Source organism: Labedella populi (genome assembly GCF_004078655.1).
Lineage (GTDB): Bacteria > Actinomycetota > Actinomycetes > Actinomycetales > Microbacteriaceae > Labedella > Labedella populi.
On record NZ_RZNC01000001.1, the window covers coordinates 506,922 to 520,722 of the forward strand.

Annotated in this window: 14 protein-coding genes; 12 read left to right on the forward strand and 2 right to left on the reverse strand. The window is 69.7% G+C overall.

Annotated elements, in window-relative coordinates:
- Window positions 1-20 precede the first annotated feature (20 nt).
- The 12 genes from ELQ92_RS02600 (at window position 21) to ELQ92_RS02660 (ending at window position 11,844) form a co-directional block, all read left to right on the forward strand.
- A complete protein-coding gene (locus ELQ92_RS02600; protein WP_128497390.1) occupies window positions 21-1,106 on the forward strand; it encodes an extracellular solute-binding protein in 1,086 nt (361 codons plus the stop codon).
- The gene (locus tag ELQ92_RS02605; protein WP_128497391.1) at window positions 1,091-1,954 is read left to right on the forward strand and encodes an ABC transporter permease; all 864 of its coding nucleotides are present in this window, start codon (window positions 1,091-1,093) and stop codon (window positions 1,952-1,954) included. Before ELQ92_RS02600 ends, ELQ92_RS02605 begins: the two co-directional genes overlap by 16 nt.
- Window positions 1,951-2,751, forward strand: coding sequence for an ABC transporter permease (locus ELQ92_RS02610; RefSeq protein WP_128497393.1), 801 nt, complete (start codon window positions 1,951-1,953; stop codon window positions 2,749-2,751). The genes ELQ92_RS02605 and ELQ92_RS02610 overlap by 4 nt, the downstream gene beginning before the upstream one ends.
- Window positions 2,748-3,905 carry an ABC transporter ATP-binding protein gene (locus tag ELQ92_RS02615; protein ID WP_128497395.1) on the forward strand — a complete coding sequence of 386 codons (1,158 nt, stop codon included), beginning with the start codon at window positions 2,748-2,750 and terminating at the stop codon, window positions 3,903-3,905. The genes ELQ92_RS02610 and ELQ92_RS02615 overlap by 4 nt, the downstream gene beginning before the upstream one ends.
- Window positions 3,902-4,912: a dimethylarginine dimethylaminohydrolase family protein gene (locus ELQ92_RS02620; protein WP_128497397.1), complete on the forward strand. Its 1,011-nt coding sequence runs from the start codon at window positions 3,902-3,904 to the stop codon at window positions 4,910-4,912. The genes ELQ92_RS02615 and ELQ92_RS02620 overlap by 4 nt, the downstream gene beginning before the upstream one ends.
- A 4-nt stretch (window positions 4,913-4,916) precedes the next feature.
- A complete protein-coding gene (locus ELQ92_RS02625) occupies window positions 4,917-6,164 on the forward strand; it encodes a M20 family metallo-hydrolase (RefSeq protein ID WP_128497398.1) in 1,248 nt (415 codons plus the stop codon).
- A complete protein-coding gene (locus ELQ92_RS02630) occupies window positions 6,161-7,825 on the forward strand; it encodes a thiamine pyrophosphate-binding protein (protein WP_128497399.1) in 1,665 nt (554 codons plus the stop codon). The genes ELQ92_RS02625 and ELQ92_RS02630 overlap by 4 nt, the downstream gene beginning before the upstream one ends.
- Window positions 7,822-8,775 carry an NAD(P)-dependent oxidoreductase gene (locus ELQ92_RS02635; protein ID WP_128497401.1) on the forward strand — a complete coding sequence of 318 codons (954 nt, stop codon included), beginning with the start codon at window positions 7,822-7,824 and terminating at the stop codon, window positions 8,773-8,775. The genes ELQ92_RS02630 and ELQ92_RS02635 overlap by 4 nt, the downstream gene beginning before the upstream one ends.
- Window positions 8,776-8,992: 217 nt before the next feature.
- Window positions 8,993-9,286 (forward strand): hypothetical protein, encoded by a 294-nt coding sequence (locus tag ELQ92_RS02645; RefSeq protein WP_128497403.1) that lies wholly within the window; start codon window positions 8,993-8,995, stop codon window positions 9,284-9,286.
- A gap of 58 nt (window positions 9,287-9,344) precedes the next feature.
- A complete protein-coding gene (locus tag ELQ92_RS02650; RefSeq protein ID WP_128497404.1) occupies window positions 9,345-10,715 on the forward strand; it encodes an LLM class flavin-dependent oxidoreductase in 1,371 nt (456 codons plus the stop codon).
- 129 nt (window positions 10,716-10,844) lie between these two features.
- Complete coding sequence (locus tag ELQ92_RS02655; RefSeq protein WP_128497406.1) at window positions 10,845-11,246, forward strand: VOC family protein; 402 nt, start codon at window positions 10,845-10,847, stop codon at window positions 11,244-11,246.
- A gap of 106 nt (window positions 11,247-11,352) precedes the next feature.
- On the forward strand, window positions 11,353-11,844 hold the full coding sequence (locus ELQ92_RS02660) for an aromatic ring-opening dioxygenase LigA (RefSeq protein ID WP_243694825.1): 492 nt from the start codon (window positions 11,353-11,355) through the stop codon (window positions 11,842-11,844).
- 74 nt (window positions 11,845-11,918) lie between these two features.
- Here ELQ92_RS02660 and ELQ92_RS02665 read toward each other — a convergent pair whose 3' ends face one another.
- Window positions 11,919-13,058 (reverse strand): VIT1/CCC1 transporter family protein, encoded by a 1,140-nt coding sequence (locus tag ELQ92_RS02665; RefSeq protein WP_243694826.1) that lies wholly within the window; start codon window positions 13,056-13,058, stop codon window positions 11,919-11,921.
- A gap of 241 nt (window positions 13,059-13,299) precedes the next feature.
- Window positions 13,300-13,791 (reverse strand): MarR family winged helix-turn-helix transcriptional regulator, encoded by a 492-nt coding sequence (locus ELQ92_RS02670; protein WP_128497408.1) that lies wholly within the window; start codon window positions 13,789-13,791, stop codon window positions 13,300-13,302.
- Window positions 13,792-13,801 lie beyond the last annotated feature (10 nt).

Genomic DNA, 13,801 nt, shown 5'->3' on the forward strand with positions numbered 1-13,801 from the left:
GACATCCCGAAAGGTCCACCATGATCCGACACCGTTCAGCGGCCATCGCGACGGCTTCGTCCCTCGCCGCTCTCCTCGCTCTCACCGCGTGCTCGTCCGACTCCGGCTCCGGAGCCGGCGACTCCGCGTCGGGCACCGAGATCAGCGGCGAGGTCACGTTCGCCGGTTATGGCGGAGCGGGCGGCGACAGCATCACCTCGGCGTGGCTCGACCCGTTCTCGGAGGAGACCGGGGTCGACGCGCTGCTCGACCCCTCGATGGACAACTCGAAGCTCCTGCAGATGATCGAGAGCGGCAATGTCACGTGGGACGTCGTCGAGGTCGGCCTCGACTTCGACCTGACGGAGGCGAACGACGGCCTCGTGGACATCGACTGCGACGTCGTCGACTGCGCCGCTTTCGACGGAAACTGGGAGGTCACCGCCAAGGGCGTCCCGATGTTCATCTACTCGACGACCGTCGCGTACAACACGGACCTGTTCAGCGAGGCGGACGCTCCCCAGGACTGGGCCGACTTCTTCGACACCGACGCGTTCCCGGGGAAGCGTGCCATCAATGCGGCGGAGGGCTTCTTCGGGCTCGCGGAGGCCGCCCTCATCTCCGACGGCGTCGCCCGCGACGAGCTCTACCCGCTCGACATCGACCGGGCCCTCGAAGTCATGGAGCCGGTGAAGGACGACCTCATCTTCATCTCCAGCGGCTCGGAGTGCATCGACCTCGTCACCTCCGGTGAAGCCGCCGTCGGCGCCTGCTACAACGGACGGGTCACTCTCGCCGCCGCCGAGGGGCTGCCGATCGCGCAGTCGTGGAACCAGCAGATCCAGTCGGCCGATTACGTCGCCATCCCGGAGGGGAGCCAGAACGTCGACGCCGCGATGGCGCTCATCGCCTACATCACCTCGACGGAGCACGCGGGCGACATCGCGGACTACATCACCTACGGGCCGGGTAACCCCGCCGCCGAGGTGAGCGACGAAGCCGCCGCCGAGGTCCCCACCGCGAACGAGGGCGAAGGAGACGACGCCCCCATCGTGGCCGACTGGCAGTGGTGGAACGAGAACCGCGCGGACGTGCTCGAGACGGTCTCCGAGTGGGTCGCGTCCTGAGCATCCAGGGAGGAGGCCGACGCTGGTGGATCAGCGTCGGCCTCCTCGGCCTGCTCTTCGTCCTGCTGGCGCTCGTCGTCCCACTCGTCGTGGTCGTCCAGCGGAGCCTCGACGCCGGATTCGGGAACTTCGCCGACGCGCTCGCATCCGCCTCGTTCCTTCGGTCGCTCGGGAATACCGCGACGCTCGCCGTGAGTGTGACGGTCTGGTCCGCGCTGATCGGCTACCCGTACGCCTATGCGATGGCTCGATCGGGGCGAGTGCTGTCCCGCGTGCTCATGACGGCACTCATGCTCTCCTTCTGGACCAGCCTCCTCGTGCGCAGCTACGCCTGGCAGGTCATCCTCAACGACACGGGCCTCGTCAACGAGCTCCTGCTGGGTGTCGGGATCATCGACGAACCGCTGCAGCTGATCCGGACGCCGCTCGCGACACTCATCGGCATGACGCACATCCTCGTCCCCTTCACGGTCCTCGCCGTCTACGCACAACTGCGCGGCATCTCTCCGGACCTCGCGATCGCCGCGCGGGGACTCGGAGCCACGCGCACCCGGGCGTTCTGGACCGTGACGTTCCCGCTGTCCCTGCCGGGGCTCGCAGCGGGTAGCCTCCTCGTCTTCGTCCTCACCCTGGGCTACTACGTGACCCCGCAGCTTCTCGGCGGGGCCGGGAACGCCGTGATCGGACAGTCGATCGTCGAACAGACGAACGTCCTGCTGAACACGGGGGTCGGGTCGGCCATGGCCGTCCTGCTCCTCCTGATCGTCGTCCTGATCCTCGGCGTCGCCGCTCGATTCCTGGGACTGGGACGTGTTCTCGGCATCGCAACGGAGAGGAGCGCTCGATGAACGCCGGAGTATCGGTCCGCGTCGTCGGGATACTCATCGCCATCCTGCTCATCGTGCCGACCATCGTCATCTGTGCGACCGCGTTCACCAGTGGCTCGTCGGTGACGTTCCCCCCGCAGGGCTTCTCCCTCCGCTGGATCGACGACGTCCTCGGCGATCGTCGCTGGATGCGTGCCTTCGGGAACTCCTTCTCGGTCGGGCTGCTCGCCGCCCTGTTCGCGATGATCGCGGGCGCAGCCCTCGCCCTGGGGGCGGCGCGTGCCCGAGGTGCGGTCGCGTCGGTCTTCACCGCCGTCTCCGTGCTCCCCATGATCGTCCCTCTGGTGGTGGGCGCGATCGGCTTCTATCTCGTCTATGCGCGCCTCGGTCTGACGGGCAACGTGCTGGGCCTGGCGATCGCGCACGGTGTGCTCGGGCTGCCGTACGTCTTCGTCAACGTCCTCGCTCTCCTGCGGACGCTCGATCCGAGGATCGAGGAGGCCGCCCGCGTCCACGGCGCCGGTCAGTTGACGACGCTCGTCACGATCACCCTGCCCCTCCTCGCGCCTGCGACGGTGATCGGCGGTCTCCTCGCCTTCATCTCCTCGTGGGACGAGGTCGTCGTCGCGACGTTCCTGAGCGATGCACGCTTCCAGACCCTGCCCGTCCTGATGTACGGACAGATCCGTTCGGGCGTCGAACCGTCGGTATCCGCTGTGGCCCTCGTCGTCACGGTCGTCACCTTCGCGGTCGTCCTCGTCGTTTTCTCCGTCGGACCGATCCGCGCCCGACTCGCCAGAAGGAGCTCGAGACCATGAGTCCAGCAGACAGCCGCGCCCCTGGGGCGGCCCTCGACATCCGCTCGATCACCAAGCGGTACGGCGACACGCCGGCCGTCGACGCTGTGAGCCTCGACATCCGTGCGGGAGAGTTCGTCACCCTCCTCGGGGCCTCCGGGTCGGGCAAGACCACGCTGCTCCGCATCATCGCCGGTTTCGCCGACGCCGACGAGGGCTCGCTGCTCGTCGACGGTCAGGAGCTGCGCTCGGTGCCCGTCCATCGGCGCGACATCGGGATGGTGTTCCAGAACTACGCGCTCTTCCCTCACCTGAACGTGGAACAGAACGTCGCCTACCCGCTTCGGATGCGCGGGATGCGCGGCCCCGAGCGCCGCCGGCGCGTCGCCGAGGCCCTCGAGGCCGTGCACCTGCCGACCTTCGGCCGTCGTCGGATCACCGAACTCTCCGGGGGGCAGCAGCAGCGCGTCGCTCTCGCTCGGGCGATTGTCAGCCGTCCGCGGCTGCTGCTGATGGACGAACCCCTCGGTGCCCTCGACCGCAACCTGCGCGATGCGCTGCAGCTCGAGATCAGCCGACTCAGTCGCGAGTTGGGCCTGACGGTCGTCAACGTGACGCACGACCAGGAGGAGGCCCTGACGATGAGCGATCGGATCGCCCTCCTCGATCGAGGTCGGCTCGTGCAGTTCGCGACCCCCGACGACCTCTACCACCGTCCCGTCGACGACACGGCGGCCGCCTTCGTCGGAGAGTCGAACCTTTTCCGCGGGTCCGTCCGCGACGACGGAACGCTCGACGGTGCGGACGGCGTCGTCTTCTCCCCGCCGTCTCTCGTCGACGGCTCCGCCGTCGGATCGGGACGCGTCGCCGTCATGGTGCGCCCCTCCCTGGTCCGGATCACCGCCGTCGGAAGCGCCCCGGAAGCCCACTCGCGCGTGGACGGCCACGTCAGCGGAATCGTCTACGCCGGCGACTCCCGCAAGATCATCGTCACGACCGCCTCCGGCACCGAGCTGATCGCACGAGAGGACGCTGCCCGGCCGCTCGACGTGAGCGTCGAGCAGCCCGTCACCCTGCACTGGGACGCCCGGTCGTCCATCGTGACCCGACTCGCCGCAGGCTCCGCCGGAGCCACGGCCCCCGCCCCCGAGACCAGAAGGACAGTACGCGCGTGAGCAGCAACATCGATTCGACGAAAGAAGTCGCCGACGGGCGCTTCCACGCCCTCATGGGGCCGGAGGCGTTCCCCGCATTCCACGAGCTCGGAGAGCTCGAAGGGACGTGGGGTCGACGCTGGGGAGCCGCCGACGAGGTGAGCCGATTGCGCTCCGTGCTGATGCGTCGTCCGAGTGCCGGCCTCGGCGCCGTCCGTGCCGACGCCTACGACGCCGACATGGACGCATTCGTCGACCCGGACCGCCGTTGGTACTGGACGGGGGCCGACCTGCCCGACCTCGACGCCGTCACGGAGCAATACGAGGGCTTCGTCGCCGCTCTCGAGGCCGAGGGCATCGAGATCGTGTTCGCGCCCGAACTGCCGGCCGATTACACCAAGGCCGTGTACACCCGCGACCCTCTCGTCACCGTTCCGGGCGGCGCCGTGATCGGTCGCCTCGCGCCGCGGATGCGCCGCGGGGAGGAGCAGTCCATCGCAGCGACGGTCGCCGCAGCCGGTATGCCGATCCTCGGAACCGTCACGGGATCCGGACTCGCCGAAGGGGGCAGCTTCGTGAAGGTGCGCCGGAACCTCGCGTTCTACGGCTCGTCCGTGCGATGCAATCCGGAAGGCGGACGCCAGCTCGCCCGCATCCTCGAGCCGTTCGGCATCGAGGTGCAGCGTGTGAGCCTTCCGGGCTACCTCATCCACCTCGACATGTGCTCCGTCATGCTCGACGACGACCTGGCTCTCGTGAACCCGCGACTCGCGCCCTACGACTACATGTCGGCGCTGTGGGACCTCGGAATCGAAACCGTCGACGTACACCCCGACGAGGAGTGGTCGACGAACCTGTTGGTCCTCGACAGGCGGCGCGTGATCATGCCGGCCCATCTCGAGCGCACGGCCGAGTTGCTCAACAGTCGCCACGGCGTCGAGGTGGTCCCGATCGAATTCCGAGAGATGCTGAAGAACGGCGGTGGGCTCCACTGCTCGACGATGGAACTCCAGCGGGACTGGAGCTGACGCCATGACGGATGCGTTCCTCGACGATTTCGCGACCATGTCGGCGTTCGGCGCCACCCCGGGTGGGGGCGTCGAGCGGCAGGCGGCGAGCGCCGCCGACGGCGAGAACCGCGCGTGGTTCACCGCCTGGCTCGAGCACAACGGCTTCGATGTCCGGGTCGATGCCATCGGCAACATCTTCGGACTGATCGAGCGGATCCCGGGCGCTCCCTACGTCGTCGTGGGTTCCCACCTCGACAGTCAGCCGCTCGCCGGGCGATTCGACGGAGCGTACGGCGTGCTCGCCGGTGCCCACGCGGTCCGCGCCGCCGCCGGTGCGGAGGGACCGGCGGTCTTCAACCTCGCCGTCGTCGACTGGTTCAACGAGGAGGGTAGCCGGTTCAAGCCCAGCATGATGGGCAGCGCCGTATTCACCGGAGGGCTCGCGCTCGAGGTGGCGCTCGCCACGACCGATCCGGCCGGAACGTCTGTCGCCGATGCGCTCGACGCGATCGGAGGACGCGGAGAGGCTGCTCCCCTCGACGTGGCCGCGTACCTCGAGATCCACGTCGAGCAGGGCCGCGAGCTCGAGGACACGGCGACCACGATCGGCCTCGTCGCCACGACGTGGACGGCTCACAAGCTCGAGGTCGTCGTGCGCGGCGAGCAGTCGCACACCGGAGCGGCGCGGATGGCCGATCGGCGCGACGCCCTCTACGGGGCCGCCGAACTGATCGTCGCGGTGCGCCGTCTCGTCGACGGCTTCGAACCCGAGGAGCTCCACACGGCCGTCAGCGAGATGTACCTCGACCCGAACTCGCCCGTCGCAATCGCCCGCGAGGTGCGCATGCTCGTCGACGTGCGCTCCCCGTACCGATCGATCCTCGAGACGGCGGTCGATCGACTGCGGTCGGAGATGAGCGTCATCGAGGCACGCGCTCAGGTCGACATCGAGATCCGCGGGGTCGTCGAGTGGTCGAGCGGGCCGTTCCTCGAAGAGGGGATTCTCCTGGCCGCGGCCGAAGCGGAGAGGCTCGGCTACAGCCACCGCCGCTCCGCCACCGTCGCGGGGCACGACGCGACGAACATGAAGGAGATCGTCCCGACCGTGATGCTCTTCGTGCCGAGCGTCGACGGGATCTCCCACAACGAGCGGGAATTCACCTCCGACGCCGACATGCTCGCCGGTCTCGACGTCCTCACCGCGGTGCTGGTCAGGGTCGCCGCGGGGCACCTCGACGCGGCCACCGGTGATATCGGGGAGGGGAGATGACCCCCGCCGTGGCTCGGACGGGTGGGGACGTCGCCGTCGAGACGCTGCGGGCGCTCGGGGTCGAACGCCTCGTGGGGACGCCGGGCCAGCACGCGCTCGGCCTCTTCGACGCCCTGCGCCGCCATGGGATGGAGCTGTTGCCCGCTCGAGTGGAGAACAACGCGGGCTTCATGGCGGACGGCCTCGCCCGGGTCGGTGGCGCCGTCGCGCCGCTCCTCCTGTCGACCGGTCCCGGGGCCCTCACGTCGCTCCCGGCACTCATGGAGGCGGCCGGTTCCTCCATCCCCGTTCTGGCCTTGTCCGCCCAGATCCCCCTGAGCGGACTCGGCGGAGCGAAGCACGGGCATCTCCACGAGCTCGACGACCAGTCGGCGGTCTTCGCGCAGGTCGTCAAAGGCAGTTGGACCGTGCGCACGGCTGCACAGATCCCGTCGGCGATCCGGTCGGCATGGGAGCTCGCCGAGACCGTGCCCTGCGGCCCGGTCCTCGTCGAGATCCCGCAGGACATCCTCCTGGGCGAGGTCGGGGACACCGTCCCCGTCGTGGTCGATGTCCGGTCGGAGCCTCGCGCAGCGCGGGTCCGCGACGAATCGATCATCGCCGCAGCGCGGGTCCTCGACGCAGCGTCGCGACCCGTCGTACTCGCGGGTGGTGGCGCGGCGCGCTCGGGAGCCCGCGGCGCACTCGAGCGGGTCGCCGAGGCTCTCGACGCTCCCGTCTTCGCGACCTTCAGCGGTCGCGACGCCGTCGCGTCGTCGCATCCTCTTGCGGCCGGCAGTTGGCTCGAGGACACCGCCACGACGGAGTACCTCGAGAACGCGGACGTCCTCCTCGTGGTGGGCAGCGGACTCGGAGAACTGTCGAGCAACTACTTCACCCTCCGTCCACGCGGAACCGTCATCCAGATCGACGCCGATCTCACCGTGCTCGGGGCCAACCACCCGGTCCTCGCGCTCCACGGCGATGCGAGGGACGCGCTCGAGCGGATCGGCGACGCCCTCGGATCCACGACCGAGGTGGCGCGGCGAGCGGTGCGGGTGGCCGAGATCGCCGCCCTGCACGCGACGGTCGAGGCCCGCCTCGACGCGCAGGGACTCGAGGCGGAACGGACCATCATCGCGGCCATCCGCACCGCGCTACCGGATGCGGCCGACAGCTTCTGGGACATGACCATGATCGCCTACTGGGCGTGGTCGGCCTGGGATGGGAGGGACGGGAGGTTCGCCACGGCACAAGGCGCGGGTGGCCTCGGTTACGCATTCCCCGCGGCGGTCGGAGCGGCCTTCGCGGACCGGTCGCGTCCGGTGCTCGCCGTCTCAGGAGACGGCGGCGCGATGTACGGGATCTCGGAGCTCGGCACGAGCGTGCAGTTGGGGCTCGACATCACCTGGCTCATCGTGGCCGACGGCGGCTACGGGATCCTCGAGGAGTACATGACGAGTGCCTTCGGCGTAGCGACCGCGACGTCCCTCGTGATGCCGGACTTCGTGGCGCTCGCCGCGTCTTTTGGTGTCGACGCTCGGGCTACGACCGTCGACAGACTCGCCGCGGACCTCGCCGATGCGCTGGCGACGCCGGGTCCGTCGGTCGTGGTGCTCCCGCAGCGGATCGCTCTCTTCGCGCCGACACATCTCGACCGACCATCGGGGCCCGCAGCATGACGGCCGCCGCGGACGACCGCCCGGTCGTCGTCATCACGGAGAGTGGAGGCGTCGACCCGGGCGGCGGTGGCGCGCTGCTCGAGGAGAACGGCTTCGAGGTGGTCGTGCTGGCAGGCACACTCCCGATCGGCGAAGTCTCCGGGCCGTCGAGTGAACGGCGGCGGGCGGCCGTCGCGGCCATCATCGGTCTCGCCCCGTTCGGAGCCAACGAGATGGACCAGCTCCCCGACCTGCGAATCATCGCGACGACCTCGACGGGGGTCGACATGGTCGACGCGCGGGCGGCGGCGGATCGCGGCATCGAGGTCGTCGGACTCGGCGGCGTCGCGACGAAGGAGGTCGCCACGCACGCGCTCGCGCTGATCCTCGCCTCATTGCGCGAGGTGCAGGCGGGCATGGACGTGGTCCGTGGCGGCGGCTGGACCTCCGAATTGACCGTCACTCCTCCAGATATCGGCCGACTGGTGCTGGGGCTCGTCGGCTTCGGACGGATCGCGCGGGAGACGGCCAGAATCGCCCGACCGTTGTTCGGTCGCATCGTGGCGACGGACCCATTCGTGACGGAATCCGAGCACGGGGTCGAGTTGGTGGAGTTCGACGATCTCCTCGACAGCGCCGACGTCGTGTCCCTGCACGTGCCTGCGACCGCGGACAGCCGGGGACTCATCGCCCGGGATGCGCTGGCGCGCCTACGACCGGGCGCGCTGCTCGTGAACGCCTCCCGAGCCGAGATCGTCGATTCCGCTGCCGTGCTCGACGCGCTCGAGTCCGGTCGTCTCTCCCGGTATGCCGCCGACGTGCTCGACGGCGAACCTCCCGCCGCCGACGATCCGCTTCGGTCGCACCCTCGCACGATCGTGACACCGCACATGGGATTCCTGTCGACGAGCTCGCTTGAGCGTTACGAACTCGACCCGGCCGGGGCGATCATCGAGCGGTTCGCTCGCTGAGTCCCCCCTCTTCACACCCCGGCCGCCAGCTCGTCGAGGACGTGGCGGGCAAGAGCACGCTGCTCGGATGGCTCGTTCGTGATCATGATGAGCGCCTTCCACACCGCCCAACCGCGGCCGCGCGCCCACGTCGCGTGTTGAGTGACGATACCCCCGTGAAGTCGAGACGCTCCGCAACCCCGGCCGTCGGTGCCGTGGACGCGGTTACCGTGGCCGCATGCCCTCCGTCACCATCGTCGCCCACGTCGTCTCGACCGCACCCGAGGCGCTCGTGATGATCGCCAAGACCGTGCGGTCCCACGTGGAGGGCGCCGGCTCCGCGAGCGCATCCGTCCCGCTGCCCATGAACGCACGGGCGTCCGTCACCGTTGCCGGGTTCGGTGACGAGCTCCCCGTCGCGATCGACGTCGAGGCGCCGACGCTCGAGGAGGCGAAGGCCGCCGCCTCCGCCCTTCGGCTGCAACTCAAGGCGGGACCCGGCTGGCGGATGGAGTCCGGGCCAGGCGCGTGAACGTCATGTCCCGTCACCGTCGTCGCCGGTGCTCGGATGCCGCGATAGCGTGGCTCGGGTGAGCTCCCTGATCCACCTCAACGGTTTCGAGATGAACACCCCCAGCCACATCAATCACGGCTTGTGGGTGCACCCAGAGAACCAGCGGCACCGGTACACCGACATCGACTACTGGACCGAGACGGCGCGATTGCTCGAGCGCGGACTCTTCGACGCCCTGTTCATCGCCGACGTCGTCGGGACCTACGACGTCTACCGCGGCAGCCGCGACCCCGCGGTCGAGCGCGGGATCCAGATCCCGAACAACGATCCGTACCTCGTGGTGCCCGCGATGGCCGCGGTCACACGGGATCTCGGCTTCGCCGTCACCGCCTCGACGACGTACGAGCCGCCCTTCGGCAACGCGCGCCGGTTGTCGACGCTCGATCACCTGACGAAGGGGCGGATCGCCTGGAACGTCGTGACGGGGTACCTCCCCGATGCGGCGCGCAACTTCGGGCTGCGCGAGCAGGTCACGCACGAGGTGCGGTACGACGTGGCTGAGGAGTTCCTCGACGTCTCCTACAAGCTGTGGGAGGGCTCGTGGGAGGACGACGCCGTCGTGCTCGATCGCGAACGCCGCGTCTACACAGACCCCGCGAAGGTGCACGAGATCCACCACGAGGGCCGGTTCTTCTCCGTCGACGGCCCGCACCTGAGTGAGCCGAGCCGGCAGCGGACACCCGTGATCTACCAGGCGGGCAGCTCCGATTCGGGCAAGAATCTCGCCGCACGGCACGCTGAGGGTGTCTTCGTCTCCTCCCGGACCCTCGACCGCGTCGCGGCAGACGTCCGCGACCTGCGGGACCGGGCGGAGGGCTTCGGGCGCGGTCGTGACGCCATCCGCGCGTTCACCTCGATCAACATCGTGCTGGGCGAGACGGAGGCGGAGGCCCGGCGGAAGGCCGAGGAGGTGTTCGGCTATCGTGACCTCGACGGCTACCTCGTCCACTTCGGCGGGGGAACGGGCATCGATGTCGCGGCGCTCGCCGAGGACGAGGGTGTGACCTTCTCCGGCCGAGGCCACATCGAGTCGCGCGAGAAGGAGTTCGCCGAGGCACAGGGCGGCAAGGCGAAGGCGATCATCGATTCGCTGAGCGACCCGTGGAACGACGAGTTCCACGTCGTCGGGACGCCCGAGCAGGTGGCCGATCGCCTCGAGGAGATCGTCGAGCGCACGGGTGTCGACGGCTTCAATGTCGTGCAGTACCTCTCGCCCGGCACCTTCGAGGACATCGTCGAGCTGCTCGTGCCGGAGTTGCAGCGCCGCGGCCGGTACCGCACAGCCTACGAGGAGTCGACGCTGCGCGAGCGCCTCTTCCCGGGCGCCGGTCCGCTGCTTCCCGCGACGCACCCCGCCGCGGCCCACCGCGGCGCCTTCCGCGCCTGACGGGCCGACCGACCGCATCCCATTCCCCCCGAGCGCTACGCGGATCGCCGAGCGCTTCACGAATAGCTGTAGCGCTCGGCGAAGGATGGAGCCCTCGCTGCGGGGACGACGACGCACTAGCGTGAGCGCATGTCAGCGCCGCTCGTATACATCACGTTCCCCGGGACCGCCCGCGAGGCGCTCGGCTTCTACGCCGACGTGTTCGGCGGGTCGCTCTCGCTCCACACCTTCGCCGAGTTCGGGCGGAGTGACGGAGACCCCGACGCGATCGCTCACGGCACCCTCGACGGGGTCGTCGCTCTCGCCGGGTCCGACGCGGCGACCGGCGAGGAGGCCGTGCACGTGCGCGGACTAGTGCTCTCGTTGCTCGGTACCGCGGAACCGGGCGTCCTGCACCAGTGGTTCGACGCCCTCGGGCGCGGGGGTACTGCTATCGATCCGCTGCAACGCCGGCCGTGGGGTGCGACCGACGGTCAGCTGACCGACCGCTACGGTCTGCGCTGGCTCATCGGCTACGAGCCGCAGTCCTGATCGGAGAGACGGATATGCGGCGGTGACGCGGTAGGACCAACGACCCTACGGTGCCCGCGCGCGGTCCGCTTGAGTAGGGCTGTCCACCACTGAGACAGAGGAAATCATGACCGCCACCGCCCCGTCCCCCGCCACATCCCCCGCCACCGCGACCGTCACGATGCCCGCCGGTAAAGCCCGCGCGGCTCGCCTCATCGGATTCCTCGGAATCCTCGCCGGAATCGTCCTCATTCTCGGGGGCGGGATCGTCTGGGGGATGGTGAGCAGTCAACTCGCCGCGGAGAAGATCACCGTGTCCGAGGATGCTGCGTTCCTCGCCGGCGCTGACGTCCGCGGTCCGCTCACGGCTTTCGCGCAAGCGGACATCATCAACCACCACGCCCTCGCCGCGAGCGACGGCAAGACCTACGCAGAGCTCGAGCAGGACGATCCGGTGCGCGCGACCATGATGAACGCGTCGTTCCTCCGCGCGTCGCTCTTCACGTCGGTCGTGTCGTTCGGCGTCGCGGCTTTCGCCATCGGGCTCGGTCTCGTCATCGGGGCGATCGGCTGGGTTCTCACGGTCCTCGTCCCCCGTCAGGTGATCGCTCGCGACTGACACGGCCTCGCCGTGGAACGGCCGGTCGGGTGCACATGCATCCGCCGGCCGTTCGTGTGTCGGGGTCGCCGCCGTCAGCCGACGGTGGTGCCGAAGAGGAGGCCGAGAGCGTAGGTGACTGCCGCCGCGCCGAAGCCGATCCCGAGTTGGCGGAGGGCGCGCGCGAGGGGTGAGGCACCCGAGAGGATGCCGACCGACGCGCCGGTGAGGAGCAGGGCGATCCCGACGAGCGCCGCGGCGACCGCGACCGCCGGCAGCCCCGAGAGGCCGAAGAGGTACGGCAGTACGGGGATGACCGCGCCGGCGGCGAAGAGGAAGAAGCTCGTGATCGCGGCGCTCCAAGCCGTGCCGATCGATTCGTGGGCGTCGGCGAGCTCGGCGTCGTGCCCGATGCTCATCGCTCCGGTGGGCGGCCCGTCGGCGCTGTGGGCGATGCGTTCGAGGACCTCGCTGGCGTGTTCGGACGCCGCCTCCTCCGTCATGCCGCGCGCACGGTAGACGAGGGCGAGCTCGTTCGCCTCGACGTCGAGGTGGGGGAGCGCCTTCCGCGCGCTCGGGTCGGGCGTCGACGCCTCGAGGAGCTCGCGCTGCGAGCGGACGGATACGTATTCGCCCGCGCCCATCGAGAGCGCTCCGGCCAGCAGCCCGGCGATACCGGAGGCGAGCACGACCGACGTGGCGACGCCCGTCGCGCTCATGCCCACGACGAGGGCGAGGTTCGAGACGAGACCGTCGTTCATGCCGAAGACGGCGGCGCGGAAGCTACCCGAGAGACGGGAGCGGCCCCGCTCGGCGAGGCCACGAACGACCTCGCCGTGGATCCGCTCGTCCGCGGCCATCGCGGGTGGGGCGTCGACGTCGTCCTCATAGGGCGAGCGCGATTCCGCCCGCTGCATGAGGGCGAGGACGAAGACGGAGCCGTAACGGCGAGCGAAGAAGGTGAGCACGCGCGTCCGCAGGTCGCTCGGGATCGGCCGGCCGATACGTGCTCCGAGGAGCTCGATCCAGTGCTGCTGATGGCGCTCCTCCGCTTCGACGAGCCCCAGCAGGATCTGCTGCTCCTCGCCCGCGCGACGCGACGCGAGGTCGCGGTAGACGGCCGCCTCGGCGCGCTCGTCGGCGAGGTATCGGCGCCAACGGCGGACCTGCGCCTTCGTGGGCGAGACGGCCGCGCCGTTCTCATCGATTCGGGTGGGGGCGGAGTGTTCGGTCACGGTGATGCTTCCGCTCGGGCGGCCGGTGATCACGAGGGAGGACCGGCCACGGTGGACGTTGTGGCCGAAGGTCTCGCTCGCCCGTCACCGGGTGGGCTGCCGGGTGCCGATCGTCGTGACCGGCGCCAGTATGTCGACAGACCGCCGCGCCGCCCCTGGTCCCGTCGGGCTGAGCCGGCGGTTCTCGGTGGGCGCTCGGAGCTACTCCCCTTCGCGCCCCCGAGTATACCGGGCCGTCACCTCACAGGGTCGGGGAGGGTGAAGCGGCGGCGGTGACGGCGTGGAGCAAGGAACGGAGGGACTCGAGCTCGTCCGTCGCCATGCCGAGCCGGGCGACGATCTGCTGCGGGATCGCCTCGGCCTGGCGGCGGAGGTCGCGCCCCGTCTCGGTGAGTGAGACGAGGAGGACGCGCTCGTCGGCCGGGCTCCGGCGACGGGTGATGAGGCCGGCGGTCTCGAGGCGCTTGAGAAGCGGGGAGAGCGTTGCGGGCTCGAGCGCGAGCGCGGACGCGAGGCCACCGGCCGAGCGGCCGTCCTGGCTCCAGAGCGCGAGCATCACGAGGTACTGCGGGTGGGTGAGGCCGAGCGGCTCGAGCACAGGCCGGTACAGCGAGAGGACGCTGCGCGAGGCGACGACGAGCGCGAAGCAGACCTGATTCTCCAGTGCGAGCAGATCGGGACCGTCGACGAGATCATCGTGATGCGCGTCGGCGGTTCCGGCGGATGTGGTCATGAGGAACACT